The 26,512-nt window shown below is 62.1% G+C and carries 24 protein-coding genes and 1 riboswitch; of the genes, 14 read left to right on the top strand and 10 right to left on the bottom strand.

The genetic code is table 11. The annotated features are described in order from the left end of the window. The first annotated feature begins 225 nt into the window (after positions 1-225). From cgtA to BM186_RS15500, 3 genes are all read left to right on the top strand, one after another. Complete coding sequence (gene cgtA / locus BM186_RS15510) at positions 226-1,446, top strand: Obg family GTPase CgtA (RefSeq protein WP_017675396.1); 1,221 nt, start codon at positions 226-228, stop codon at positions 1,444-1,446. A gap of 81 nt (positions 1,447-1,527) precedes the next feature. Further along, the gene (proB, locus tag BM186_RS15505; RefSeq protein ID WP_072424316.1) at positions 1,528-2,646 is read left to right on the top strand and encodes a glutamate 5-kinase; all 1,119 of its coding nucleotides are present in this window, start codon (positions 1,528-1,530) and stop codon (positions 2,644-2,646) included. 11 nt (positions 2,647-2,657) lie between these two features. Next, on the top strand, positions 2,658-3,119 hold the full coding sequence (locus tag BM186_RS15500) for a CreA family protein (protein ID WP_074916396.1): 462 nt from the start codon (positions 2,658-2,660) through the stop codon (positions 3,117-3,119). A 45-nt stretch (positions 3,120-3,164) separates the two neighbouring features. Here the strand turns inward: BM186_RS15500 and mqo are convergent, their stop codons facing one another. Further along, positions 3,165-4,664: a malate dehydrogenase (quinone) gene (gene mqo, locus BM186_RS15495; RefSeq protein ID WP_074916394.1), complete on the bottom strand. Its 1,500-nt coding sequence runs from the start codon at positions 4,662-4,664 to the stop codon at positions 3,165-3,167. 463 nt (positions 4,665-5,127) lie between these two features. Beyond that, entirely contained in the window at positions 5,128-5,358 is a 231-nt protein-coding gene (locus tag BM186_RS15485; RefSeq protein WP_072424313.1) for a hypothetical protein, read from the bottom strand. A gap of 166 nt (positions 5,359-5,524) precedes the next feature. Here BM186_RS15485 and BM186_RS15480 point away from each other — a divergent pair, with 166 nt between their 5' ends. Beyond that, positions 5,525-6,109, top strand: a complete 585-nt coding sequence (locus BM186_RS15480; protein WP_031306642.1) for a YajG family lipoprotein — start codon at positions 5,525-5,527, stop codon at positions 6,107-6,109. 61 nt (positions 6,110-6,170) lie between these two features. On the opposite strand, the gene BM186_RS15475 is transcribed toward BM186_RS15480, so the two are convergent. Further along, a complete protein-coding gene (locus BM186_RS15475) occupies positions 6,171-6,377 on the bottom strand; it encodes a hypothetical protein (RefSeq protein ID WP_004424534.1) in 207 nt (68 codons plus the stop codon). Between the two features lie 274 nt (positions 6,378-6,651). Between BM186_RS15475 and BM186_RS15470 the strand changes: the two genes are divergently transcribed. Beyond that, positions 6,652-6,927, top strand: a complete 276-nt coding sequence (locus BM186_RS15470) for a hypothetical protein (RefSeq protein WP_074916392.1) — start codon at positions 6,652-6,654, stop codon at positions 6,925-6,927. Between the two features lie 64 nt (positions 6,928-6,991). Here the strand turns inward: BM186_RS15470 and BM186_RS15465 are convergent, their stop codons facing one another. Further along, on the bottom strand, positions 6,992-8,155 hold the full coding sequence (locus BM186_RS15465) for a 1-acyl-sn-glycerol-3-phosphate acyltransferase (RefSeq protein WP_074916389.1): 1,164 nt from the start codon (positions 8,153-8,155) through the stop codon (positions 6,992-6,994). 99 nt (positions 8,156-8,254) lie between these two features. Here BM186_RS15465 and BM186_RS15460 point away from each other — a divergent pair, with 99 nt between their 5' ends. Genes BM186_RS15460 through BM186_RS15450 form a run of 3 tightly spaced genes read left to right on the top strand, consistent with a single transcriptional unit; the run spans position 8,255 to position 9,342 of the window. Further along, entirely contained in the window at positions 8,255-8,437 is a 183-nt protein-coding gene (locus BM186_RS15460; RefSeq protein ID WP_017675389.1) for a CPXCG motif-containing cysteine-rich protein, read from the top strand. Next, entirely contained in the window at positions 8,437-8,697 is a 261-nt protein-coding gene (locus BM186_RS15455) for a putative signal transducing protein (protein ID WP_072424310.1), read from the top strand. The genes BM186_RS15460 and BM186_RS15455 overlap by 1 nt, the downstream gene beginning before the upstream one ends. Before the next feature lie 27 nt (positions 8,698-8,724). Further along, positions 8,725-9,342, top strand: a complete 618-nt coding sequence (locus BM186_RS15450; protein ID WP_074916387.1) for an SOS response-associated peptidase — start codon at positions 8,725-8,727, stop codon at positions 9,340-9,342. A gap of 93 nt (positions 9,343-9,435) precedes the next feature. Here BM186_RS15450 and BM186_RS15445 read toward each other — a convergent pair whose 3' ends face one another. After that, positions 9,436-11,586 carry a methyl-accepting chemotaxis protein gene (locus BM186_RS15445; RefSeq protein WP_074916386.1) on the bottom strand — a complete coding sequence of 717 codons (2,151 nt, stop codon included), beginning with the start codon at positions 11,584-11,586 and terminating at the stop codon, positions 9,436-9,438. A gap of 194 nt (positions 11,587-11,780) precedes the next feature. On the opposite strand from BM186_RS15445, the gene BM186_RS15440 reads away from it, so the two are divergent. Further along, positions 11,781-12,602: a M48 family metallopeptidase gene (locus tag BM186_RS15440; RefSeq protein ID WP_074916384.1), complete on the top strand. Its 822-nt coding sequence runs from the start codon at positions 11,781-11,783 to the stop codon at positions 12,600-12,602. Between the two features lie 53 nt (positions 12,603-12,655). Here the strand turns inward: BM186_RS15440 and BM186_RS15435 are convergent, their stop codons facing one another. The 4 genes from BM186_RS15435 to BM186_RS15420 all read right to left on the bottom strand — a co-directional run bounded on the left by BM186_RS15435 (position 12,656) and on the right by BM186_RS15420 (position 16,128). Further along, the gene (locus tag BM186_RS15435) at positions 12,656-13,099 is read right to left on the bottom strand and encodes an ester cyclase (RefSeq protein WP_074916382.1); all 444 of its coding nucleotides are present in this window, start codon (positions 13,097-13,099) and stop codon (positions 12,656-12,658) included. 111 nt (positions 13,100-13,210) lie between these two features. Next, complete coding sequence (locus tag BM186_RS15430; protein WP_099481824.1) at positions 13,211-13,792, bottom strand: TMEM165/GDT1 family protein; 582 nt, start codon at positions 13,790-13,792, stop codon at positions 13,211-13,213. Between the two features lie 93 nt (positions 13,793-13,885). Then, a riboswitch (yybP-ykoY riboswitch) is annotated at positions 13,886-14,006 on the bottom strand. Positions 14,007-14,043: 37 nt separating this feature from the next. After that, positions 14,044-15,039, bottom strand: a complete 996-nt coding sequence (locus BM186_RS15425; RefSeq protein ID WP_074916378.1) for a class I SAM-dependent methyltransferase — start codon at positions 15,037-15,039, stop codon at positions 14,044-14,046. Between the two features lie 123 nt (positions 15,040-15,162). Next, positions 15,163-16,128 carry a 2-hydroxyacid dehydrogenase gene (locus tag BM186_RS15420; RefSeq protein WP_074916375.1) on the bottom strand — a complete coding sequence of 322 codons (966 nt, stop codon included), beginning with the start codon at positions 16,126-16,128 and terminating at the stop codon, positions 15,163-15,165. A 79-nt stretch (positions 16,129-16,207) separates the two neighbouring features. Between BM186_RS15420 and BM186_RS15415 the strand changes: the two genes are divergently transcribed. Next, positions 16,208-16,837, top strand: a complete 630-nt coding sequence (locus BM186_RS15415) for a LysE family translocator (protein ID WP_074679398.1) — start codon at positions 16,208-16,210, stop codon at positions 16,835-16,837. A gap of 70 nt (positions 16,838-16,907) precedes the next feature. Here BM186_RS15415 and BM186_RS15410 read toward each other — a convergent pair whose 3' ends face one another. Then, positions 16,908-18,083, bottom strand: coding sequence for a thiolase family protein (locus BM186_RS15410; protein ID WP_074916373.1), 1,176 nt, complete (start codon positions 18,081-18,083; stop codon positions 16,908-16,910). Between the two features lie 190 nt (positions 18,084-18,273). Between BM186_RS15410 and BM186_RS15405 the strand changes: the two genes are divergently transcribed. The 4 genes from BM186_RS15405 to BM186_RS15390 all read left to right on the top strand — a co-directional run bounded on the left by BM186_RS15405 (position 18,274) and on the right by BM186_RS15390 (position 26,418). Further along, a complete protein-coding gene (locus BM186_RS15405) occupies positions 18,274-19,956 on the top strand; it encodes a fatty acid--CoA ligase (RefSeq protein WP_074916371.1) in 1,683 nt (560 codons plus the stop codon). 217 nt (positions 19,957-20,173) lie between these two features. Beyond that, the gene (locus BM186_RS15400) at positions 20,174-22,126 is read left to right on the top strand and encodes a DUF1302 domain-containing protein (RefSeq protein WP_074916369.1); all 1,953 of its coding nucleotides are present in this window, start codon (positions 20,174-20,176) and stop codon (positions 22,124-22,126) included. Between the two features lie 32 nt (positions 22,127-22,158). Beyond that, entirely contained in the window at positions 22,159-23,526 is a 1,368-nt protein-coding gene (locus tag BM186_RS15395; protein WP_074916753.1) for a DUF1329 domain-containing protein, read from the top strand. 150 nt (positions 23,527-23,676) lie between these two features. Then, positions 23,677-26,418: a winged helix-turn-helix domain-containing protein gene (locus tag BM186_RS15390; protein ID WP_074916367.1), complete on the top strand. Its 2,742-nt coding sequence runs from the start codon at positions 23,677-23,679 to the stop codon at positions 26,416-26,418. Positions 26,419-26,512 lie beyond the last annotated feature (94 nt).

Genomic DNA, 26,512 nt, shown 5'->3' with positions numbered 1-26,512 from the left:
AAGCCCTGTCCGTAGGACGGGGCTTTTTTATTGGCCCGCCGTCCATGGCGGCAACCCTCCGGGCCGTCGCAAGCGACGTTAAAAAACGCTCCAGGCGTTTTTTTTGTTTCTGTATCCTTGGGTTCTTGCCCGATCACCCGTAACGCCACGCTGTTTGCGTGGGGTCATCCGGCAAGGGCCTTTACGTTGTTCTGTTGACCCGCAGCGCTTGCGGGAGGCGTATCCATGAAATTTGTCGACGAAGTTTCGATTTTTGTAAAAGCCGGTGACGGCGGTAACGGCATGATGGCCTTCCGTCGCGAGAAATTCATCGAGAAGGGCGGCCCCAACGGCGGCGACGGCGGCGACGGCGGCTCGGTATTCCTCGAGGCCGACGCCAACCTCAACACCCTGATCGATTACCGCTATACGCGCAAATTCAACGCGCAGAATGGCGAGAAGGGCGGCAGCACCGATTGCACCGGCGCCAAGGGCGAGGACCTGATCCTGCCGGTACCGGTCGGCACCACGGTGATCGACGTGGCCACGCAGGAAGTGATTGGTGACCTGGTCAAGCCCGGTCAGCGCCTGATGGTCGCTCAGGGCGGCTGGCACGGCCTGGGCAACACCCGCTTCAAGTCCAGTACCAACCGTGCGCCGAGGCAGACCACGCCGGGCAAGCCGGGCGAGTCGCGCGATCTCAAGCTCGAGCTGAAAGTGCTGGCCGACGTCGGCCTGCTCGGTCTGCCCAATGCCGGCAAGAGCACCTTCATCCGCGCCGTTTCCGCGGCCAAGCCGAAAGTCGCCGATTACCCCTTCACCACCCTGGTGCCGAACCTGGGCGTGGTCAGCGTCGATCGCTTCAAGAGCTTCGTCGTCGCCGACATTCCGGGGCTGATCGAAGGCGCTTCGGACGGTGCCGGTCTGGGCATTCGCTTCCTCAAGCACCTGGCGCGTACTCGCCTGCTGCTGCATCTGGTGGACATGGCGCCGCTGGACGAGAGCGATCCGGCCGAGGCTGCGCAGGTGATCATCGACGAGCTGGGGCGCTTCAGCCCGGCGCTGGCCGAGCGCGATCGCTGGCTGGTGCTGAACAAGATGGACCAGGTGCCCGAGGACGAGCGCGAGGCGCGCAAGGCCGATATCGTTGCCCGTCTGAACTGGCAGGGCCCGGTTTACGTGGTCTCGGCCATCAGCCGCGACGGCACCGAGCGCATCAGCCGCGACATCATGCACTACCTGGAAGTGCGTGCCGAGCGCATCGCCGAGGACCCGGTATTCGCCGAGGAGCTGGCCGAGCTGGATCAGCGCATCGAAGACGAGGCGCGTGCCCGTCTGCAGGCGCTGGATGACCAGCGTGCGCTGCGTAAATCCGGTGTGCGCAGTGTCGACGATATCGACGAGGACGATGACTTCCTCGACGAAGAAGACGACGATGGCCCGGAAATCATTTACGTCCGGGATTAAGCAAATTTCCAACGCCGCTTAATTGCGGCGTTTTTGTAGGTGGGGTGGACCCCATCATTTTCTGGCTAAGGTTGGAAGATCATGCGTGACAAGGTGACCGGCGCGCGGCGCTGGGTGGTGAAGATCGGCAGCGCGCTGCTGACCGCCGACGGGCGTGGCCTGGATCGTGCGGCCATGGCGGTGTGGGTCAAGCAGATGGTCGCGCTGCGTGAGCAGGGCGTGGAACTGGTGCTGGTGTCCTCCGGCGCGGTGGCTGCCGGCATGAGCCGTCTCGGCTGGACCAGCCGACCCAGCGCGATGCACGAGCTGCAGGCCGCTGCCGCCATTGGCCAGATGGCCCTGGTGCAGGCCTGGGAGTCGAGCTTTGCCGAGCACAGCCGGCGTACCGCACAGGTGCTGCTGACGCACGACGATCTCTCCGACCGCAAGCGCTACCTCAACGCGCGCAGCACCCTGCGCACCTTGGTGAATCTCGACGTGATTCCGGTGATCAACGAGAACGACACCGTGGTCACCGATGAAATCCGCTTCGGCGACAACGACACCCTGGCCGCGCTGGTAGCCAACCTGGTGGAAGCCGATCTGCTGGTGATCCTCACCGACCGCGATGGCATGTACAACGCCGACCCGCGCCACAATCCCGATGCCGAGCTGATCTTCGAAGCCCGCGCCGATGACCCGGCACTGGATGCGGTAGCTGGTGGCGTCGGTGGTGCGCTGGGCCGTGGCGGTATGCAGACCAAGTTGCGTGCTTCGCGTCTGGCTGCGCGCTCCGGGGCGCATACGGTGATCGTTGGTGGAGCCATCGAGCAGGTGTTGGCGCGGCTCAAGGCGGGCGAGCGTTTGGGCACGCTGCTGGCCCCCGAGCGTGGCTTGCTGGCGGCGCGCAAGCAGTGGCTGGCTGGCCACCTACAGACCCGTGGCACCCTGGTGCTGGATGCCGGCGCGGTGAAGGCGTTGAGCCAGGATCGCAAGAGCCTGCTGCCGGTCGGCGTGAAGGCTGTGCAGGGTAGCTTCCGCCGTGGCGAGATGGTGGTCTGCGTATCGCCTGACGGCCGTGAGGTTGCGCGTGGTCTGGTCAACTACAGTGCGCTGGAAGCGCAGAAGATCATCGGCCAGCCGTCGGACGCCATCGAGAAGCTGCTGGGCTATGTCGATGAGCCGGAGCTGGTGCATCGCGACAATCTGATCCTCGTATGAAGGAGACGCTCATGCGGCTATTCAAGGGCATTGCCTTGGGGCTGTTGATGCTGCCCAGCCTGGCACTGGCCGAAACCATCGGCGAGGTGTCGACGGTGTTCAAATGGGTGGGGCCGAACGACAAGATCGTCGTCGAGGCCTTCGATGACCCCAAGGTGGATGGTGTGACTTGCTACCTGTCGCGCGCCAAGACCGGCGGAGTGAAGGGTGGTCTGGGCCTGGCCGAGGATCGGGCCGAGGCCTCCATCGCCTGCCGCCAGGTCGGTCCCATTGCCTTCAAGGGCACGCTCAAGGACGGCGAGGAGGTGTTCAAGGAACGCACTTCGCTGGTGTTCAAGACCATGCAGGTGGTGCGTTTCTTCGACAGCAAGCGCAACACACTGGTGTATCTGGTCTACAGCGACCGGGTGATCGAGGGCAGCCCGCAGAATGCGGTGACGGCCATTCCGATTCTGCCTTGGGGTCAGCAGTAACCCCATAAAAAACCGCCCCGAAGGGCGGTTTTTTGTGCGTGACGATCAGGCGCTGGGGATGTCGAGCTGCAGGCGCTGATTCGATTGCGTCTGCACTTCGTGGTAGCGCGCGGCGTCGCTGGACAGAACATCGGCCATGGCCGGGAAGATCTCGTCGAGTTTGCTGCGCCATTCGTCGCTCTTGGCCTGCTCGGGGAAGCAACGGCGAATCAGGTCGAGCATGATCGACACGGTGACCGATGCGCCCGGCGAGGCGCCGAGCAATGCGGCGATGGTGCCGTCGGCTGCAGCCACCAGTTCGGTGCCGAACTGTAGCACGCCGCCGTTCTTACTGTCCTTCTTGATGATCTGCACGCGCTGGCCAGCGACTTCCAGGCGCCAGTCCTCTGCCTTGGCTTCGGGGTAGAAGCCGCGCAGGGTGTTCAGGCGCTGCTCCTCGGACTGCATCACTTCCTTGATCAGGTAGCGGGTCAGGTCCATGTTGTCGCGCGCCACCGCCAGCATCGGGCCGAGGTTGTTGGGGCGTACCGACAGCGGCAGGTCAAGGAACGAGCCGTGCTTGAGGAACTTGGTGGTGAAGCCGGCGTAGGGGCCGAATAGCAGGGATTTCTTGCCATCGACCACGCGGGTATCGAGGTGCGGTACCGACATCGGTGGCGAGCCGACGGCAGCCTGGCTGTAGACCTTGGCCTGGTGCTGCTTGACGATCTCAGGGTTGTCGCAGCGCAGCCACTGGCCACTCACCGGGAAGCCGCCAAAGCCTTTGCCTTCGGGGATGCCGGACAGTTGCAGCAGCGGCAGTGCGCCGCCGCCAGCGCCGAGGAAGACGAACTTGCTCTTGATCTTGCGCGTGGCGCCGGAGCGGGTGTCCTTGATGTCCACCAGCCAGCCTTCACCGTCGCGCTTGAGGTCGGTGACCTTCTGGTTGCAGGTGACCTTGGCGTCGGGCTGGGTGGTCAGGTAAGCGAGCATCTGCTCGGTGACCGCGCCGAAGTTGACGTCGGTGCCGGCCTGCACACGGGTCATCGCCAACGGTTCGCTGGCATCGCGGCCCGGGATCAGCAGCGGCGCCCATTCGGCGATGGTGGCGCGATCCTCGGTGTATTCCATCTCGGTGAAGGCGTGATGCTGACGCAGGGCCTCGAAACGCTTCTTGAGGAAGGCGATGCCGCTTTCGCCGCGCACGAAGCTCATGTGCGGCACCGGGTTGATGAAGGTCTTCGGCGAGTTGATCGCGCCTTTTTCGATCAGGTAGGCCCAGAACTGCTTGGACTCCTCGAACTGGGCGTTGATGTTCACCGACTTCTTGATGTCGATGCTGCCGTCCGCGCCTTCCGGGGTGTAGTTCAGCTCGCACAGCGCGGCGTGACCGGTGCCGGCGTTGTTCCAGGGGTTGGAGCTTTCCACTGCGCCGGACTCGCGCAGCTCTACCACTTCCAGGGTGATGCCGGGGTTGAGTTCCTTGAGCAGTACGCCCAGGGTCGCGCTCATGATGCCAGCGCCAACCAGCACCACATCTACGCTTTGGTAATCGTTATGCGCCATTAACCTCTCTCCAAGAAAACTGCACCAGATGGATGGCCGTTCGGCCTTTCAGGGCGATACCGGCAGACTCAGGCGTGATGCCCTGTCGTTCGGCGGGGAGGGTCAAGGCTGGGATTTGCGGACGCAAAACTGTTCATCTGTTCGCCACACTCTTGTGAAGTTTGTAAAAACCGTTTTTTTCACGCTCTTTTGGAGCGGTGAACCTCAAAAGCTCGACTGCCTCGGCGCGCTTTTGCCCGTACAAAACATGCAATGCATGGCTGCTATCGGCTCTGCATATGGGCTGAAAGCGGCTGGCCGGAAGCGGCAGCTCGAAGTGGGCGACTCTCTGGGGCGGGGCGATGACGTTGCATCGGCGAGGTCGTGCGGCCCGATCAGGAGACGTCCTTATAATCGGGGCGCGATTATAACGGTGAATGAGGGGAAATTGATCGCCCCTGCGTGACTTTTATTCTTCCGCCGGTCAGGCCGCCAACGGGCGAGCGGCTGGTGCGTGTGTGACGACCGGGGTGATCCGGGCGCTGGCAGGCAAGGGGGAGCCCAGCCAGGAGATGCTCGGCTCGCGAACTTCCACCCACCCAGGCTGGCTCGGGTGTTCCTGCATCTGCCGCAGGGCACGGCAAAGCCCCTGACCATCGATCAGGGCAAAATGGCGCATCGGGCGAGCGCGGCTGAACAGACGGCGCAACAGCATGGCGAAGGCTCCAGCGTGGTGACGGGTATCTTTATGCCAGGGCGCGGTGACAGGCTGATGACAGGAACCGCAATGCTGTGCTGGCGGTCCTATGCTGCACCACTGTCGGCCTCAGGCCGCGCTGGGTATACTGCCGGCCACTTTTACCTCACTCGGAGAGATGAGCATGCTGCACCGTGCGTTGATCGCCTTGCTTGCTGCCGCCAGCCTGACTCTGGCCGGTTGCGCCCTCAGCCCTCAGCAACTCACCCCGCAACCCAAGCTCACCAGCTCATTGACTCCCGTGGGTCAGGGCCAGCCGGTGGTGGTGCGCGTGGTCGATGGCCGTCCTTCGCCGGTGCTTGGCACCCGCGGTGGCCTGTATCCGGAAACCAGTTCCATCAGCGTCAGCCCCGAGTATGTGCTGCCCAAGCTGCAGGCTGAGGCCGAGGCTGCTGTACGTCTGCTCGGCTTCACCCCGTCGGCCAACGCCTACAACGCGCCGCAACTGACCATCACCCTGGCGGAACTGAAGTATCAGTCGCCTAAAGAGGGTATGTACGTCACCGAGGCAGATATCTCCGCTTCCATTCGCGCTGACGTGCAGGGCGGTAGCCGCCGCTACACCGGCCGTTACGGTGCTTCGCTGAATCAGCGTTTCGGCAGCGCACCGAACCAGCAGACCAACACCAAGCTGGTGGGTGACGTGCTCAGCGACGCGCTGACCCGTGCGTTCAAGGACCCGACCATTGGCCAGGTTCTACTGCAGTAATTCCTAGCGTCGCTACGAAAAACGCCCCGCATTGCGGGGCGTTTTCATTTGTCCTGGGGTTTCATGCCGCTTCGGCGTAGAACTCCGGCAGGCTCATGCCGGTGCGGTTGTCGATGTCCGGCAGGTCGTAATGCTCGTGGCCGCCAAGGGCGCAGTACACCAGCCAGTGCTGGTCCTGCACGTTGAAGGAGAGTTCGTCGACCACGGCGTCCACTTCATCCAGCGAGTCGATCAGGTAATCGCGATCCAGCGGTTGTGAATTAAGCATGGCAGGTCCTCCAGGGACGTTGGGGTTTGGCTCCAGCAACAGTCGTGACTATTTGGTCACTATTGGAGATACAAACCCTAGGCCAGGCATATGACAGTTTTCAGACGATTTCGGGATAGCGGGCCGCGTTCGTCGGAAACGAACCTTATAAAAGCGCTAGTTCAGTACACTGCGCGACGACTTTTCGAGGGTCGAGACGTACCGTTTCTCGGCCGAAATCCCCATTCTGGTGCAGTGGCGGGGTTGCTGCACCATGCTGTTCTCGAGGTGTTGCATGTCGCTGCAGATGTTGTGGTCGCTGTTTCTCGTCCATCCGGCCGGGGTGGTGAATTCGCTGGCATTGTTCTTCGCGTTGGCGGGTGCCTGGCTGTGTCTGATGACTCGCGTGCGTGAGCAGCGCGGTATGGCGCGCGTGCTGGCTCAGGGTGAGCTGGACGAAAGCGAAGCACAGGATGAGCGCACTGTGCGCATCAACCGCTTCTTCTACCGTTTTGGCGCCGTCTGCCTGGGCGCAGCCCTGCTGCTGTCCTGGCTCAGCACACGGCTTTGATGCTTGAGCGCTAAACGAAAACGGCAGCCATCAGGCTGCCGTTTTCGTTTGTAGCGCGGGCCTCTTACAGAGGCAGACCCACCTTGATCCGGTACTGATTGCGCACCGGATTGGCGTACTGCAGGATCAGGAACGGCTTTTCTTCGGCGCTGCAGGCGGCCAGGCGTTTGTTCCACTGCGCTTCGGCCTTGGCCAGTTCCGCGGCATCGAATACGTCGCTTGCTGCTGGCACGTTCAGCTCGGCCTCGCGGCCTTCCCACATGGCGTAGGCCAAGTAGTGCACGGGGAACAGGCGATACTGGCCGAGAATGTGACGATCCATCTCCTGGGCAAGCTGCTTGGTGTCCTCCAGGCCGGCGACAGGCGGACTGAAGTGCAGATGCACGCGCCCTTTGTAGCCGGTGATGCCCAGGGCGATGCTGGTGTCGTCTTCGCCCGGCGCCTTGGTATAGCTGCCCGTGGCGGCGCGTACGCAGAGTTCGCGGGCCTTGGCCAGGTCGCAGGGATCGTACTCGTAGCTGATCGACACCGGGATCAGGTTCAGCGAATCGATCACGGCGGCGAACGGCTCATCCTTGCGGCTCATGTGGAACATCTTGAGGATGGCCGAGTCGGTACGGTCGTCACCGTCCTTGGCGCGGCCCTCGGCCTGGGCGATCCAGATCGACTCGCCATCTTCGCGAATCGAGTGGTTGATATAGGCCGAGAGCAATTGATAGGCCGCCAGCTTCTCGCGTCGCCCGCTGATCGAGCGGTGCACGATGAAGCTCTTGTTCAGGCGCATCAGGTCGCTGACGAAGGGGCGCTGCAGCAGGTTGTCGCCGATGGCGATACGTGGCGTCTGCAGGCCGGCGTGGTAGACGGCGTAATTGACGAAGGCCGGGTCCATGACGATATCGCGATGGTTGGCCAGGTACAGGTAGGGCTTGCCCGATTGCAGGTGTTCCAGGCCGGAGTAGCTGATGCCATCACTGGCATGCTCGATGGTGCGATCGATATAGGGTTCGATCTTTTCCTGCAGCTTGGAAACCGAATCGATGCTGGCGAACTCGCTGCGCAGCCGCGCGGTGATCAGCGGCTTGAGCAGCCAGCCGAGTGGCCCGGCCAGGCGCGGGAAGCGAAAACGGGTGAGGGTGCCGAGAAACGCCGGGTCGGCGAGCAGGCGCGCCAGTACGGGGCGCACTTCTGCATCGGCATAGGGTCGGATGGCATCGAATGCGCCCATCATGCTCTCTTGTTCTAGAACGGCTAAGGTTGAAAGGGGGTCTGCTTAAACAGGGTGAGCAGTAGACCGGCGATTATACCGCCAAGTCACAAGGAGGCCGCGATGCTGGAAAGCCAGTTGTATTATTGCCCCTATTGCGGCGAGCCGGCCGAGGCGCTGCTGGATCTGTCGGGTGGTGATCAGTCCTACATCGAAGACTGTCCGGTGTGCTGTCGGCCGATCGAGTTCGAGCTGCGTACGGACGGCACCGAGTGGGAGTTGGACGTTCGCGGGGAGAACGACTGATGCAACGAATCTACGAACCGGAAAACCTGCTGGAAGGGCAGATGCTGGTGGACATGCTGGCCAGTGAGGGCGTTGAGGCGCATCTGCTCGGTCAGCATCTGGTCGGTGCGGTGGGGGAGTTGCCGGCGTGTGGCCTGCTCGGCTTGGTCGTCGCTGATCACTACGCCGAGCGGGCACGGACGCTGATCGCTGAGTACAATGCGGCGCAACCTGTGCCTGGCGATGAGCCAGAGTCCTTTCAGGGCGTGTTGCTCTGTTGACGCGCCCCCTGCCTGTCGAGTCGTTTCATGTGTGGACGTTATGCCCTGTTCCGCTGGTCGCCCTCTTTTGCGGCGTTACCCGGCTTTCCCGCCGACCAGAAGCCGCGCTGGAATCTGGCGCCCAACGGCCAGGTGCTGATGTTGCGTGCTGGCGAGCAAGGGCCGCAAGCGGCCGCGGCGCGTTGGGGACTGACGCCGGCGTGGCTCAAGGATCTGTCCAAGACCCCGGCTCATGCCCGCGCCGAAACCCTGGCCGAGCAGCCGATGTTCCGTGAGCCCTTCCGCCAGCGCCGCGCGCTGCTGCCGGCCAATGGCTTTTATGAGTGGCGCGGTGGCGCGCGCAAGCGGCCGTACTGGATGAGCAACGGTGAGCCCCTGATGTATTTCGCGGCGTTGTGGGAGCTTTATCCGGTGGGCGGGCAGGAGTACCTGAGCGTGGCGCTGATCACTCAGGAAGCTGCCACGCTGCGGCGGCCCTTGATTCTCGGTGAGCACGAACAGGCGTTGTGGTTGAGCAACGACACGCCCCCCGAGCAACTGGCAGCGCTGCTGCTCAAGCCGCAGATGGCGCTACGTGAGCGCGCGCTGGCAACGCTGGTCAACGATCCACAGCTGGATGCGCCGGAGTGTCTGACTCCGGCTTGAGCCTGCGCAGGGTGTCGAGGGGGCGCCCAGGCTGTGCACACCGCGGCTGGCCCAGAGCCGGTGCATGCGGCGCACCCTACCTGATGAAGTCCCTTACACCTTGAACTGGTTGATCAGCCTGCGTTGCTGTTCGGCCAGCTTGGTCAGTTGGGCGCTGGCCTGGCTGGCTTCGTCGGCGCCGCCGGCCACCTCGTTGGCGACCTGGCCGATATTGGTGACGTTGCGGTTGATGTCTTCGGCTACCGCGCTCTGTTCTTCCGCCGCGCTGGCGATCTGCGTGTTCATGTCGTTGATCACCGACACGGCTTGAGTGATGGACTCTAGCGATTGAGCGGCCTGGTTGGCGTGCTCCACGCTGTCGTCGGTCTTGCTCTGGCTCTGCTCCATCACCTTGACCACTTCGCGGGTGCCCTGCTGCAGCTGCTGGATCATGTTCTGGATTTCTTCGGTGGCTTGCTGGGTCTTCTGTGCCAGGTTGCGTACCTCGTCGGCGACCACGGCAAAACCTCGACCTTGTTCGCCGGCGCGGGCTGCTTCGATGGCCGCATTGAGGGCGAGCAGGTTGGTCTGCTCGGCAATGCCGCGTATGGCAACGAGGATGGCGTTGATGTTCTCGCTGTCCTTGGCCAGGTTCTGCACCACGCCCACGGCGCGGCCGATTTCGCTGGCCAGGGCGGCGATGGCGCTGGAGGTTTCCTGCACCACCTGCTTGCCTTGATTGGCCGCGCGGTCGGCGTGGTTGGCCGCCTCGGCAGCATGAGTGGCGTTGCGCGCGACGTCCTGCGCGGTGGCTGTCATCTCGTGTACCGCCGTGGCCACCAGTTCGATCTCGGCCAGTTGCTTCTGCACGCCCTGGTTGGTACGGATGGCGATGTCGGCAGTGTGCTCGGAGGAATCGCTGACCTGCTGCACCGAGGTCACCACGGAGGCGATCATCGTCTGCAGTTTGGCCAGGAAGGCATTGAAGCCCTGAGCGATCTGTCCCAGCTCGTCCGTACGGTCGACCTGCAGGCGCACGGTCAGGTCGCCGTCGCCCTTGGCAATGTCATCGAGCATGCCGACCATCTGCCGCAGCGGACGGGCGATGCCGTAGCCGACGAACCAGATTACCAGCAGACCCAGGCCGGCGATCAGCAAGCCCACCAGCGTCATGCCCAGGGTGTCGCCGTCGCGTTGGGTGGCAAGCTCGGCCTGCAGTTGGCGCAGGTCAGCCATCACGGTGTCCAGCGGCAGTAACAGCATCAGCACCCAGCGAGCGTCGGTCTGGCCGATGGTGAAGCTGAGGAATAGCTCGATATGGCTGTCGGCGGGATCGTCCTCGACATGCACGTCGTACTTCGGCATGCCGGGCTGCAGGCTGCTCAGGTTGGCCAGTTCGTTGGCGTCGAGCAGCTCGGTAGCGGGCTCGCCAAGCTTTTCCGGTGCCTGGGTCGAGGCGACGATACGGCCATTGCTGGCGATCAGGGCGATCTCGCCGGCGCCGCCATAGAGCTGGGCGTCGGCCTTGACCAACAGTTCCTGGATGAAGTTGACCGCCAGATCAGCCCCGGCGATGCCGCGAAACTCGCCGTTGACCAGAATTGGTGAGGTGAAGGAGGCGAGCATGGTCATCTTGCCGCCGACGTCGTAGGGGGCTGGATCGATCACGCAGGGGCGTTTGCGTTCCTTGGGGCACAGGTAGTATTCGCCCGCGCGCACGCCGGTCGGCAGTAGCTCCTCGCTCTCGGTCGAGCCGATGGCATCGACACCGAGGCTGCCGTCGGCATTGCGGTACCACCAAGGCAGGAAACGGCCGGTGCCGTCGTAGCCATTTTCCTTGCTGCCGGCGTACATATCGTCGCTGGCGTCGAAGGCGTTTGGCTCCCAGCCCAGGTAGCTGCCGAGCAGCTTGGGATTCTGCGCCGTGGTTTCATGTACCAGGTTGGCCAGTTCTTCGCGGCTGATGCTGAGCAGCGGGCTGCCGTCGGCATCGGTCATGCCGAGCATGGCGTTGACGCGCGCCAGGTCGGCGGTGATCTGCAGGGGCGCTTCCAGTTCGCGCTGGATTTCGCTGACCTGGGCCTGCGCCAGTGAGGAAAGGCGCTGTTCGATGATTTGCTCGAGCAATACCTGGGTGCGTTGCTGCACCAGATTCTGGGTTCGGTCGCTGGCGAACAGGGCGTAGAGCACCAATGCCACGACCACTGCCAGCACACTGGCTCCGGCGAGGAATGCGACGGAAAACTGGATCGACTTGAACTTCATGGGAGCTCCCGAGCGCAGTGTGTCCTGTTACGGGCTATCGGCCGTGACAGGGGAAAACCTTAATAGGTTGATGCGGAGCATCTGGCTGCTGTTGCATTTAGCAAAGATGGCGCACGGCTATCGCGCAAGTGACGCGGTTGCTCGTGCCACGGGGGCGGCCTAGCATAGGGCGTCCGATTCAAGGAGAAGGCTCGATGAGCAAGGTTCTATATCTGAGTGGCCTGGCTGCTGCCGTGCTGCTGGCAGGGTGTCAGGCCGTCAATACCACCAGCGGTGGTGCGGTTGGCGTGGAGCGCAAGCAGTACATGTTCAGCATGCTGTCAGCCGAAGAAGTCAATCAGATGTACGCGCAGTCCTATCAGCAGACGCTGAGCGAGGCGTCGAGCAAGGGCGTGCTGGACAAGACCAGCAATAATGCCAAGCGCCTGCAGGCCGTCGCCGGTCGCCTGATTCCGCAGGCGCCGCGTTTTCGCCCGGATGCCGCCAACTGGCAGTGGGAGGTCAATCTGATCAAGAGCCCCGAGCTCAATGCCAACTGCGGGCCGGGCGGCAAGATCATCTTCTACAGCGGCATCATCGAGCAGCTGAAGCTGACTGACGATGAAATCGCCGCGATCATGGGCCACGAAATGGCGCATGCCCTGCGTGAGCACAGCCGTGAGGCGATGTCCAAGGCCTACGGTATTCAGGTCGCCAAACAGGGTGCCAGTGCCTTGCTCGGACTGGGTGAGAGTGGGATGGCCATGGCGGATACGGTGGTGCAGTACAGCCTGACATTGCCCAACAGCCGCAGTAACGAGAACGAGGCCGACCTGATTGGCCTGGAGCTGGCCGCCCGCGCGGGCTACAACCCGAATGCCGCCATCAGCCTGTGGCAAAAGATGGAGGCCGCCGGTGGTGGGGCACCGCCCGAGTTCATGAGTACCCACCCGTCGTCCAGCAGCCGTATCGCCTCACTGCAGGCGGCGATCCCCAAGGTGATGCCGCTGTACGAGCAGGCCAAGGCAGGGCGTTAATTTCGGGCCAGGAAACGGCGCGGCGTGATGGTTCACGGCGCGCCGTTTGCGTTTCAGGGCAGGGCGGTTTCGGCAAGTGGACGGGGTTGCAGGCCCAACTGAGCGCGGAAGCTTTCCATGTCGAACATGGTGCAGATTTCCTGGATCTCATTGCCCGGCGTCAGGGTCCAGAAGGCCATGGCCGAGATGCTCAGTACCTTGTCGCTGGGTGGGTAGCCCAGTGCGGGTTTCTGGATGGTGCCGATCAGGGTGCTCCAGGTGACCACCTTGTAGTTCTCGGCGATGCATTCCTCGACCAGTACCTGCAGGTCCGGCATGGCGCTGCGGATGTCTTGCACCATCTGGGTGAAACCGGTGCTGTCGAGCGGCCGACCAATGAACGAACTCTTATAGAGAAAGTCGCGGCTGTGCAGTTGTTCGGCCAGCGCCAGGCGGCCCTTGTTCCAGACCAGATCGATGTGCTGGCACACCACCTTCTTGCGATCATCCAATGACATGCAGCCCTCCCGACTACCGGCCGTCACCCTGTGACGTGGCACGCACTTTAGCAGCAGGCAGGAGGGGGCTGGGATTGGCCGAAGTGCCGGCTCGTTGACGTCATTGCTCCGTCAGATAAGGCCGCTCAGCTTCATTGCCTGGTAGCCGGCATAGATTGCCAGCGCGGCGAAGGCGCAGGCGGCCAGGCGCCGGATCAGGGTCAGCGGCAGGCGTTCGGCTGCGAAATTGCCCGCCAGTACCACCGGTACGTTAGCGATCAACATGCCCAGTGTGGTGCCGACCACCACCAGGATGAAGTGCGGGTACTGCGCGGCCAGCATCACGGTTGCGACCTGGGTCTTGTCGCCCATCTCGGCGAGGAAGAAGGCGATCAGGGTGGTGAGGAAGGGACCGTACTTCTTCAGGCCGGATTCCTCGTCGTCGTCGAGCTTGTCCGGCACCAGGGTCCAGGCCGCTACAGCGACGAAACTGGCGGCGAGAATCCAGCTGAGCGTGGCAGGGGAGAAGAAACCGGCGACCCAGTTACCGACGGCGCCTGCGGCGAAGTGGTTGGCCAGAGTGGCGACGACTATGCCCCAGATGATTGGCCAGGGCTTGCGAAAACGGGCGGCCAGCAGAAGAGCGAGCAACTGGGTCTTGTCGCCGATTTCGGCCAGGGCAACGATCAGGGTGGGGACGAACAGCGATTCCAGCATCAGGTTTCCTACAGGGGGCGGGTCGACACGGCTTATGACACGAACGACCTTCCCGCCCCGGGTTAGGTTGTGCGTGTCATAGGTCTTGTCAAACCGCAGGCCTCTCTGTGAAGGCCTTGGGTCGTATACGCCATGCTCTGCGGAGCAAGTGTGTTGACGTATACCGGGCGAGCAGGGCGCTCGCGGGAGACTACTCCCCTAGGACGGGCGCAATTGTGCCCAAGCGCTGCGTTGGGGGCAACCCCAATTCAGCGTCGTGCGCTATAGATGCGGAAGCCATCGGCGTCTGCCAGGGTGCGGCAGGGGCCGAGATGACGCTCGATCAGTGGCGGGTATTTGAGGAAACTGTTGGCCACCAGGCGCAGCTCGCCACCTTTTATCAAGTGGCGAGCCGCCTGGCTCAGCAGGTTCTCGCTGGCCTGGTAGTCGGTATGTACGCCCTGATGGAACGGCGGGTTGCTGACGATGGCGCTGAGTCCCTCTGGCGCCGATTCGATCCCGGTGCCGGCGATCAGGTTGGCTGACAGGCCATTGCGCGCGAGGGTCAGGCGGCTGCTTTCCAGGGCGAAGGCGTCGACATCCAGCAGGCTCAGCTCGTTGTCTGGGTAACGTCTTTTGAGTGCGGCGCCGAGTACGCCGGCGCCGCAACCGAAGTCCAGCAGGTGCCCACTGGGCAGGTCATCCAGATGCTCCAGCAGCAACGCGCTGCCGCGATCCAGGCGGCCATGGGCGAATACGCCGGGCAGGGTAACGATCTCCAGTGCCCCGTCGGCCAGCTGCAATGGGTAGCTCTGTGCCAGGGCGTGCAGGTCGGGTACGGGCGGCGCCTGTTCCACCTCGACGCACCAGAGTTGGCAATGTCGCGCGCTATCGAGCTTGCGCGGTTTGCCATAAGCAGCCAGCTGTTTCGCCGCACGCTCGATACCGCCACGTTTTTCACCGACCAGGTACAGCGGTTTACCTGCCAGGCGCGAGGCCAGCGCTTGCAGCAGATAGTCAGTCAGCTCGCGTGACTTGGGCAGGAACAGCACGGCGGCGCGGTAGTCGCCATCGGGCATGCGTGTGTCGAAGTGGTTGCGGCCGGCAAAGCGTGCGGCGAGCACTGCCTGATCGCCGGCATGCCAGTTCCAGCCGCGCGCTTGCGGCAGGGCACCAAGCAGGTCGTCAGCCGGCAGGCCGGCCAACAGCAGCTCGCCACCGAACAACTCGGCCTGACGCAGGAGAACTTCGCTTCGCGGGTCCATGGTGCTTCCTGAAATCTGTGATGCGGAAAAGTAAGAGGGGCAGGAGCGATCTCGGTTCGAGAAACCTGGGCATCGCTGCTAAAGCGCAGCGCTGGTCCGTCGCCCCAAAAAAAGCTGCGCAGCTTACCCGACGACTCGCAGCGGCGCACCGGCGAAGAAGCCGGCGGCGCTTTCCACGACCTGGCCGACGATGCGCTGGCGCGCTTCCTGGCTGCCCCAGGCGCTGTGCGGGGTGACGATCAGGCGCGGAATGTCGGCTGCCAGCAGGGGGTTGCCGTCCTTCGGTGGCTCCTGCAGCAGCACGTCGGTTGCGGCGCCGCCCAGATGACCACGGCGCAGGGCATCGGCCAATGCCTGTTCGTCGACCAGGCCGCCGCGCGCGGTGTTGATCAGGAACGCGCGCGGTTTCATCAGGGCCAGCTCAGCTGCGCCGATCAGGTTGCGCGTCTGTTCGTTGAGCGGGCAGTGCAGGGTCAGCGCATCGACCTGCGGCAGCAGTTCGTGCAGCGGCAGGCGATCAGCGCGCGCGGGTCTGCCCGGCAGTTGGCCGAGCAGCACGCGCATACCGAAGGCTTCGGCCAGGCGGGCGACTGCGCCGCCCAGTTCGCCATGGCCGAGCATGCCCAGAGTCTTGCCTTCGAGTTCGACGATGGGGTGATCAAGCAGGCAGAACTGGCTGGCTTGCTGCCAACGACCTGCAGCGATATCGCGCTGGTAGTCGGGCAGGCGCGTGGCCAGGGCCAGCAGCAACATCAAGGTGTGCTGTGCCACGGACGGAGTACCGTAGCCTTGGCAGTTGCAGACGGTCACACCATGGGCGTTGGCGGCTTTCAGGTCGATGTTGTTGGTGCCGGTGGCGGTTACCAGAACCAGTTTCAGCTCTGGGCAGGCAGCGAAGGTGGTGGCGTCCAGCGGCACCTTGTTGCTGATGGCGACCTGGGCACCTTGCAGGCGTTCGGCGACCTGATCCGGCCGCGTGTGCGCGTGCAGGGTCAGCTCGGCGAACGCCTGATGCAGCGGTTGCATGTCGAGGTCGCCAAGGTCGAGGGAGGCGTGGTCGAGGAAGACGGCGCGTGGGCTGTTGCTCATCAGCTGTACCTTTTCGCAGGAGGGTCGCAAGAGTAGATTGGCGAGCCTACCAGACCTTCATCGTCGATGCGGAGCCGCCATGTACTGGACTGAATTTCTCACCGTTGCCCTGATTCACCTGCTGGCTGTGGCCAGCCCGGGGCCGGATTTCGCCATCGTCGTGCGCGAGAGTGTCGGCTACGGTCGACGCGCTGGGTTGTTCAGCGCTTTCGGTGTGGGCGCCGGGATTCTGGTCCATGTCACCTATTCGTTGCTCGGTATTGGCCTGATCGTGTCGCAGTCCATCGTCCTGTTCAACGCGCTGAAATGGCTGGCGGCTGCTTATCTGCTGTATATCGGCATCAAGGCGCTGCGTGCGCGTCCGGCCGACCCGGCCAGCGCCGAGTTGAATCTGGCAGCAGGCGAGCGTAGCGGTCGTGGTGCTTTCGTCACGGGGTTCGTCACCAACGGTTTGAATCCCAAGGCGACGCTGTTCTTCCTTTCCTTGTTCACCGTGGTGATCAACCCGCATACCCCAGTGGCGGTTCAGGCTGGTTATGGCCTCTATCTGGCGTTGGCGACGGCGTTCTGGTTCTGTCTGGTGGCCTGGCTGTTCAGCCAGCCACGCGTGCGCGCCGGTTTCGCCCGCATGGGGCATTGGTTCGATCGGCTGATGGGGGCAGTGCTGGTCGGGATCGGCGTGAAGCTGGCGCTGACCGAAATGCGCTAGCAGGTGGTTCTAACAACCTGCTAAAAGAAAGAGCCCCGCAGTTGCGGGGCTCTTTCGTCGGTGGGCCGGCTTACAGCAGTTCGATGGCGACTGCGGTGGCTTCGCCGCCGCCGATGCAAAGCGAGGCGACGCCGCGCTTGCCGCCTTTCTTCTGCAGGGCGTTGATCAGGGTGAGGATGATCCGCGAGCCGGTGGAGCCGACCGGGTGGCCCTGGGCGCAAGCACCGCCGAAGACGTTGACCTTGGCGTGATCCAGGCCGTGTTCGCGCATGGCGAGCATGGTCACCATGGCGAAGGCTTCGTTGATCTCGAACAGGTCGATGTCGTCCTTGCTCCAGCCGCTCTTCTTCAGCAGGTTGCTCATGGCGCCGATGGGCGCCAGGGTGAACTCGCTCGGGTCCTGGCTCTGGGTGGCATGGGCAACCACCTTGGCCAGTGGTTTGAGGCCGCGCTTGGCGGCTTCATCAGCAGTCATCATTAGCAGTGCGCTGGCGCCGTCGGAAATCGAACTGGCGTTGGCCGCGGTGATGGTGCCGTCCTTCTTGAAGGCAGGCTTGAGTGCGGGGATCTTGCCCAGGTTGGCCGTCAGCGGCTGTTCGTCATCCTTGACCACCACCTCACCCTTGCGCGAGGTGACGGTGACCGGAACGATCTCCGCGTCCAGCGACCCATCCTTGATCGCTGCCTGGGCACGGCGCAGTGACTCGATGGCGTAGGCATCCATTTCCTCGCGGGTGATGCCGTACTGGTCTGCTGTTTCCTGGGCGAAGGAGCCCATCAGACGGCCAGTGCGCGCATCTTCCAGGCCGTCGAGGAACATGTGGTCCTTGATCTCGCCATGGCCCATGCGCAGGCCGGTGCGGGCTTTTTCCAGTACATAGGGCGCGTTGGACATGCTTTCCATGCCGCCAGCGATCATTACCTGGTTGCTGCCGGCCTTCAGTGAGTCGAAGGCCATCATCACGGCCTTCATGCCCGAGCCGCACAGCTTGTTGATGGTGGTGCAACCGGTGGCGGAGGGCAGGCCAGCATTGAGCGACGCCTGACGGGCCGGGCCTTGCTTGAGGCCAGCGGGCAGTACGCAGCCCATGATCACTTCCTGTACGTCGGCCGGCTCGATGCCGGCACGCTTGACTGCTTCACGAATGGCGGCAGCGCCCAGCTCGACGGCAGGCACGCTGGCCAGGCTGCCTTGAAAGCCGCCCATGGGAGTACGGGCGCCGCTGACGATGACGATATCGGACATTGTGTTACCTCAAACGAAAGTGTGGCTCGGTGAAGTCTGTTTATAGACTGGCTTGCTGGCCTGATTCTAACCTGTGACCAAAAGTGGCCATAGGGTCACGTAGCAAATCATTCTTTGGGCTGATTTCGCTGTGCAGCAGGCGCTCTAGAGTCGCTGCATACCCATTCCTCGCGTGCCTCAAGGTGACTTCATGCTGCAGACTCGACTGATCCCTCCCGCCAACAACGCCCACGCCTATCCGCTGCTGATCAAGCGTCTGCTGCTCTCCGGTAGTCGCTACGAGAAGACCCGCGAAATCGTTTATCGCGACAAACTGCGTTACAGCTACGCCACCTTCAACGAGCGTGTCGCAAGGCTGGCCAGCGTGCTCAGCGAGGCGGGGGTCAAGGCCGGCGATACCGTGGCGGTCATGGACTGGGACAGTCACCGCTATCTTGAGTGCATGTTCGCCATACCCATGCTCGGCGCGGTACTGCACACCATCAACATCCGCCTGTCGCCGGATCAGATTCTCTACACCATGAACCACGCCGAGGACCGTTTCGTGCTGGTCAACAGTGAGTTCGTGCCGCTGTACAACGGCATTGCCGGGCAGCTCACCACCGTCGAGAAGACCCTGCTGTTGACCGATGGCGAAGACAAGAACGCCGAGTTGCCGAACCTCGTTGGCGAGTACGAGAGCCTGCTGGCCGCGGCCAGCCCGCACTACGACTTCGCCGATTTCGATGAGAACTCGGTGGCTACGACCTTCTATACCACTGGCACCACTGGTAACCCCAAGGGCGTGTACTTCACTCATCGGCAACTGGTGCTGCACACCATGTCCATGGCGACCACCATGGGCGGCCTTGACAGCATCCGCCTGCTGGGCAACGACGATGTCTACATGCCGATTACGCCGATGTTCCACGTGCATGCCTGGGGCGTGCCGTACGTGGCCACCATGCTTGGGGTCAAGCAGGTATATCCCGGCCGCTACGAGCCGGAAATGCTTTGCCGCCTGATCAAGGAAGAGAAGGTCAACTTCTCCCACTGCGTCCCGACCATCCTGCAGATGGTGCTGAGTGCACCGGGGGCGCAGGGCCATGACTTCGGCGGCATGAAGATGATCATCGGTGGTAGCGCGCTGAATCGCTCCCTCTACGAGGCGGCCAAGGAGCGCGGCATCCAGCTGACGGCGGCCTATGGCATGTCCGAGACTTGCCCCTTGATCTCCTGCGCTTATCTCAATGAGGAGCTGCGCGCGGGTAGCGAGGATGAACGCACCACTTATCGGATCAAGGCCGGTATTCCGGTGCCGTTGGTGGAGGCTGCGATCATGGATGCTGACGGAAAATTATTGCCCAGTGACGGCGAATCCCAGGGTGAGTTGGTGTTGCGTGCTCCTTGGCTGACCCAGGGCTATTTCCGTGAGCCAGAGAAGGGTGAGGAGCTCTGGGCGCATGGCTGGCTGCATACCGGCGATGTGGCGACCATCGATGGCATGGGCTTCATCGAAATCCGTGATCGCATCAAGGACGTGATCAAGACCGGTGGCGAGTGGATTTCCTCACTGGAGCTGGAGGACCTGATCAGCCGTCACCCTGTGGTACGTGAAGTGGCAGTGGTTGGGGTGCCTGATCCGCAGTGGGGGGAGCGCCCGTTCGCGCTGTTGGTGCTGCGCGAAGAACAGGGGCTGGATGCCAAAGGCTTGAAGGAGCATCTCAAGCCTTTCGTGGAGCAAGGCCACATCAACAAGTGGGCGATTCCCACGCAGATCGCCCTTGTTACTGAAATTCCCAAGACCAGCGTTGGCAAACTGGACAAGAAGCGCATTCGCGTCGAAATCGCCCAGTGGCTGGAGGCTGGCAGCGCGTTCCTGTCCACGCTGTGAGGTGCGAATTGACTGGCCGGTGAAAGTGACCGCTCAGTCAAACAAGCGTTTGGCTTGCTAATTGCTGTTTCACGTCCATGCTTGGCTAGGGGCAGGGCCTGAAACCTGCGAGCCAGAGTGCCTGGGGGCTGCAAATCACACTTTCGAGGGATCAAGCAGTACCACCTGCTGGCTATAGTCAAAGCATCCATAACAAAAAACACATGGAGTAGCGTCGATGACAACAAAAACAAAACCCTACTGGCGCCTGGCAAAACTGCCGCTGGCCGTCAGCCTCGCTTCCACCCTTGCCGCTCCGGCATTCGGCGTCACTTTCAATATCGGCGAGATCGAAGGCCAGTTCGACTCGTCGCTGTCGGTGGGCGCCAGTTGGTCGACTGAAAAGGCAGATAAAGACCTGATCGGCGTGAATAACGGCGGTCGTGGTCTGTCGCAGACCTCCGATGACGGTCACCTGAACTTCAAGCGTGGTGAGACCTTCTCGAAAATCTTTAAAGGTATCCATGATCTTGAACTGAAGTACGGTGACACCGGCGTATTCGTTCGCGGCAAATATTGGTACGACTTCGAGCTGAAGGACGAGAGCCGTCTGTTCAAGGACATCAGCGATAGCAACCGTAAAGAGGGCGCGCAGTCTTCCGGCGCTGAGATCCTCGACGCCTTCATCTACCACAACTACGCCATCGGTAATATGCCGGGTAGCGTTCGTTTCGGTAAGCAAGTGGTCAACTGGGGTGAGAGTACTTTCATAGGTGGTGGCATCAACGCCATCAACCCCGTTGACGTTTCTGCATTCCGTCGCCCTGGCGCGGAGATCAAGGAAGGTCTGATCCCTGTCAACATGTTCTATGTCGCGCAGAGTTTGACCGACAACCTTTCCATGGAAGCTTTTTACCAGGTTGAATGGGATCAGACCGTGGTGGATAACTGCGGCACCTTCTTCTCTCAGGCGGATATTATTGCGGATGGTTGTGATAACAACTTACCAGTGCTCAGTACGGAGGTTGGTTTGTCTCAATCCTTGGCAGGCCTCGGCCCGTTGGCTCCGGGGGTTGTTGATCTTCTCAAGGACAATGGTGTTTCTTGGAGTAACCCCGATGAAGGGGTTCTGGTTGCCCGTGGCGCTGATCGAGATGCCCGAGACAGTGGTCAGTGGGGTGTCGCATTCCGCTATCTGTTTGAGCCATTGGATACCGAATTCGGTTTCTATGCGATGAATTATCACAGTCGCTTGCCGATATTTAGTGGCGCGGCTGCCGATCCCTCCGTCTATGCATTGTTCATTCCTTCGAATCCCGGCGGTCTTGGTTCGCAGCTAAATGGTATTGGTGTGCCTGGCCCTGCTATCCCAGGCTTGGTGGGGCAATTGGCTCCGCTAGTCGTGGCTGGTAATTCCAAGTACTTTGTGGAGTATCCGGAAGACATTCGTCTTTATGGCTTGAGCTTCTCAACCACTTTGCCAACAGGCACCGCGTGGAGCGGGGAGATCAGCTACCGACCCAACGCACCAGTACAACTGAACTCCACCGATATCCTCTTTGCCGGCATTACGCCGCTTAATCCTAATGTGTCGGTACTGCAGGGCTCTCCCGGCACCGATCTGCATGGCTATCGCCGTAAGGAAATCACTCAGCTTCAAACGACTTTCACTCATTTCTTAGATCAAGTCATGGGCGCAAGTCGTCTGACGTTGGTGGGTGAAATCGGTTGGACCCATGTCGGTGGTTTGGAAAGCAATAGCGAGGCACGTTACGGGCGTGACCCCGTCTTTGGGCCGGGGCCTCTGCCTGGCGGTACTTGCCAAAGCCTGAATACAGGGAATTTGGGTAGTGGTACGGCCGAGAATGTCGGACGCTATTGTGAAAATGACGGTTTCACTACCTCCAACTCCTGGGGCTATCGCGCTCGCGCTATTTGGGAATACCCGAATGCCCTGGCTGGCGTGAATCTGCGTCCAAGTGTCGCATGGTCGCACGATGTGAAGGGCTATTCTCCTGGCCCAGGCGCCAACTTCGAGGAAGGTCGCAAGGCCGTGAGCCTTGGTCTTAATGCCGAGTACCAGAACACCTACACCGCTGATCTGTCGTACACCAACTTCTTCGGTGGTGGAAAGTACAACACTCAGCGTGACCGCGACTTCGTCGCACTCAGCTTCGGTATGAACTTCTAAGCGTCCAGGAATTTCGAGGAATCATGATGCAAATGAAAACAACAAAAAAACTGTGGCAACGCGGTGTCCTGACCCTGTCTCTGCTGGCTACCAGCGTGATGGCGGCGGTGTCGCCCGATGAGGCGGCGAAGCTGGGCAACACCCTGACTCCAGTCGGTGCCGAGATGGCCGGCAATGCCGATGGTTCGATTCCGGCCTGGACCGGCGGTCTGCCGACTAACGCCGGTGTGGTCGATCCGCGTGGCTTTTTGGCCGATCCGTTCGCCAACGAGCAGCCGCTGTTCACCATCACCGCGCAGAACGTCGACCAGTACAAGGACAAGCTGACCCCTGGCCAGCTGGCGATGTTCAAGCGCTACCCGGAAAGCTACAAGATGCCGGTCTATCCGACTCACCGTTCGGCCAGCCTGCCGGCTGCGGTGCTGGAGGCGACCAAGCAGAACGCGGTGAACACCAAGATGGTGGAAGGTGGTAATGGCCTGGAGAACTTCCAGACCGCCAACCCCTTCCCGATCCCGCAGAACGGTCTGGAAGTGATCTGGAACCACATCACCCGCTACCGCGGTGGCAGCGTGCGTCGTCTGGTGACCCAGGCGACTCCGCAGGCGAACGGTTCCTACTCGCTGGTCTACTTCCTAGACGAGTTTGTTTTCCGCGATGCGCTGACCGACTATGACCCGAGCAAGGCCGGCAACGTACTGTTCTACTTCAAGCAGCGCGTAACCGCTCCGTCGCGCCTGGCCGGCAACGTGCTGCTGGTACATGAGACCCTGGACCAGGTGAAGGAACCGCGTCTGGCGTGGCTGTACAACGCCGGTCAGCGTCGTGTGCGTCGTGCCCCGCAGGTGTCTTACGACGGTCCGGGTACCGCCGCTGACGGCCTGCGCACCTCGGACAACCTGGACATGTACAACGGTGCGCCGGATCGTTACGACTGGCAATTGATCGGCAAGAAGGAGATCTATATCCCCTACAATGCCTACAAGCTCGACTCGCCGAACCTGAAGTACGCCGACATCATCAAGGCCGGCCACATCAACCAGGATCTGACTCGTTACGAGCTGCACCGCGTATGGCACGTGACCGCGACCCTGAAGTCTGGCGAGCGTCACATCTACGCCAAGCGTGACTTCTACATCGACGAGGACACCTGGCAAGCCGCTCTGATCGACCACTACGACGGCCGTGGCACCCTGTGGCGTGTAGCTGAGGCGCATGCCCAGTACTACTACGACAAGCAGGTGCCCTGGTATACACTGGAAACCCTGTACGACCTGCTGTCCGGTCGCTACCTGGCCCTGGGTATGAAGAACGAGGAGAAACAAGCCTACGACTTCAACTACAAGGCCTCCAGCAGCGATTACACCCCGGCCGCTCTGCGTCAGGCTGGCGTTCGCTAAAACCTGCCTCAAGCAACACGAAGAAGCCGGCCTTGTGCCGGCTTTTTCGTTACGGACTGTAGCGGGCGCTTCAAATGGCCATTGCAAGTCGCTAGGCTGGGTTCAGATCGAGCCCGCCGATGCACATAGAAGACTTCCAAGAATAGGCCGATGACAGATCTCTCCCGCTCGCCAGGTTTTCCCTACACGCCGGCCACACCGGTGGAAGCGCGTTTCTATCGTCCGCCACTGCCGGCAGGGCATATGCCACGGCCCAGGCTGTGTGAGCGTCTTGAGGAGGGCCTGCAAGGGCGCTTGCTGCTGGTCAGTGCGCCAGCAGGTTTTGGCAAAAGCTCGCTGGCCATCGAGTTCTGCGAACGACTACCCGATCACTGGCACAGCCTCTGGCTCGGGCTGAGCGAGCGCGATCATGATCCGGGGCGCTTCCTCGAGCGTCTCCTGAATGGGCTGCAGCAGTTCTACCCTGGCCTCGGCGAGGAAGCGCTCGGGCTGTTGAAGATGCGCCAGCGCCACCAACCCTTCGCATTCGAGCAGTGGCTTGACGGTTTACTCGATGAGCTGACCCAGCAACTCGATGATGGTCAACCGCTGTTGCTGGTGCTGGACGACTACCATCTGGCGCAGGGGCCGGTGCTGGATCGCTGTCTGCAATTCTTCCTCAATCATTTACCACCTGGTGTGCTGCTGTTGGTCACCAGCCGTCAGCGGCCTGACTGGCACCTGGCGCGCCTGCGTCTATCGAGGCAGTTGCTGGAGCTCAACGAGCAGGATCTGCGTCTGACGGCTGCCGAGCTGGACGCGCTGTTGGCAAGTCAGGGCGCGCGTCTCGAGCAGCAGCAGGTCAGCGGGATTCTGCAGCGCAGTGAGGGATGGATCGCTGGTTTACGACTCTGGCTGCTGGATGTCGAGGAACTGGCGGAAGCTGGCGAGTTGCTTCAACTGCACGGCGGTGAAGGGCTGATCCGTGAATACCTGCTCGAGGAGGTCATCGAGCGGCAGCCCGCCGAGGTGCAACAGTTCCTGTATGACACCGCCTGTATGGAGCGCTTCTGCGCTGAGTTGTGCGATGCGGTTCGTGACAGCCATGACAGCGCCGCGATCATCCGTCATCTGCAGGCCAATCAGGTGTTTCTGGTGCCGCTCGACGAGCAGGGGCACTGGTTTCGCTATCATCACCTGTTCTCCGACCTGCTCAATGCGCGCTCTGCCGACGGATTGAGTCGTTCGCACGGTAGCGCCCACCTGCGTGCCTGTCGCTGGTTTGCTGCGCAAGGCATGCTGGATGCCGCCATTGAGCAGGCGCTGCTGGCGGGGCAGGCTGACGTGGCCGCCAGCCTGGTGCAGAACCTGTCCGAGGAGCAGATGCTGGCGGAACAGAACATCGCCATGCTGCTGCGCTGGAAAACCAATCTGCCGGACGATCTGCTGGCCAGCACACCACGACTGATCATGCTCTATGGCTGGGCACTGGCATTGGCCTGCCAGCTGGATGCCGCCCAAGAGTTGCTTGATCAGCTCGCACGCTTCCTGCCGGCTGCCGAGCCTGCCACCCAGCGCAGCCTGCTGGCGCAATGGCAGGCGCTCGATGGGGTCATCGCCCGTGGCCGTGGCGATGGTGTGCGTGCCGAACTGCAATGCAGCGAGGCCTTGGCCGGTTTACCGGCGGAGCGTTATGGCCCGCATTTCATGTGTCTGTCGGCGTTGTCCAACCTGGCCATGGTGCGTGGCGATCTGTGGCGTGCGCGTGGGCTGAACCGCGACGCCCTGGAGCTGGCACAGCGTATCGACAACCCTCTGCTCGAGGCGCTTGCCCATTATGAGCGGGCTCGTGTGTTGCAGGCCCGTGGTGAGGTGCTGCGCGCGCAGGAGGAAGTGCACCAGGGATTGCTGCTGGTGCAGCGTTTGCCGGCACAGCGTAATTACTCGGTGCGGGCGCGCTTGACGATTTATGAGGGCTATCTGCTCAGTCTGCGTCTGCAGCCTCAGGCCGTGGAACGCTTACGGGTGGGGATTGCCGAAGCCAGGGCTTGCCGCGATGTCGGTGCATTGATTGGCTATTGCGTGCTGGCCAGCCTGGAAGGGCGTGATGGACGGCCAGCCGAAGCGTTTGCGCTGCTGGGTGAGGCCGAACGCTTGATGCATGTCTGGGATGTGCCGGCGATCTACTACCTGGCGATGATCACGCTGATCAAGTGTGAGCTGTGGCTGCGGCAAGGACAGGTGGAGTTGGCTGCCGCCTGGTTGCCTCAGCTGGCGGAAACCTATGGTGAGCAGGGGCGAGCACTGGCGCCGGAGTTTCACCCGCAGCTGGCGTTGCATATCGATCTGCAGCAGGCAGCGCTGGAGCGTTTGCAGGGCGAGCTGGAGCATGCGGAGCGTCGTCTGCGTGCGTTGCAGCAGCGTGCACAGGGGCTGGGTGGTCAATTGGTCGGTCTGGCGGCGCAGGCGCAGCTCGCCCAATTACTGAAGCAGACCGGGCGAGAGCGGGAGGCGCAGCAGCAGCTCGACAGTTGTCTGGATCTCGCTCAAGGCGGTGCGTTGCTACCTTTCATCGAGCTGTTACAGCATCAGCCGCGATGGCTGCGCGAGCGTCTGCAGTTGCGTCCGCCGTGTCCGCTGTGCGACGCGCTGCTCGTGCAGTTGCCAGGCAGTCGGGATTCGGACGAGGAGGTGGTAGCAGAGGAGGGCGGCCTGACGGAAAAACTCAGTGGCCGCGAGTTGGCCGTGCTGCAGTTGATCGCGCGTGGCTGTTCCAATCAGGAGATCAGCGAGCGTCTGTTCATCTCCCTGCACACGGTCAAGACCCATGCCCGTCACATCAACAGCAAGCTCGGCGTCGAGCGGCGCACTCAGGCAGTGGCGCGGGCTAAGGGCCTCGGTCTGCTGCGCTGATCTGGGCATTGCAGCAGCCGATCAAGACGGTGCTTGGCTCAACCTAGGTTGGGCGGTGTTTGGCGCCCACTCATGCTCTGATCACGGATACCTA

Origin of the sequence: Ectopseudomonas toyotomiensis (genome assembly GCF_900115695.1) — a bacterium.
Lineage (GTDB): Bacteria > Pseudomonadota > Gammaproteobacteria > Pseudomonadales > Pseudomonadaceae > Aquipseudomonas > Aquipseudomonas toyotomiensis.
The sequence above is the reverse complement of the archived record's forward strand: the minus strand, read 5'-3'. Positions and strand labels throughout refer to the sequence as shown.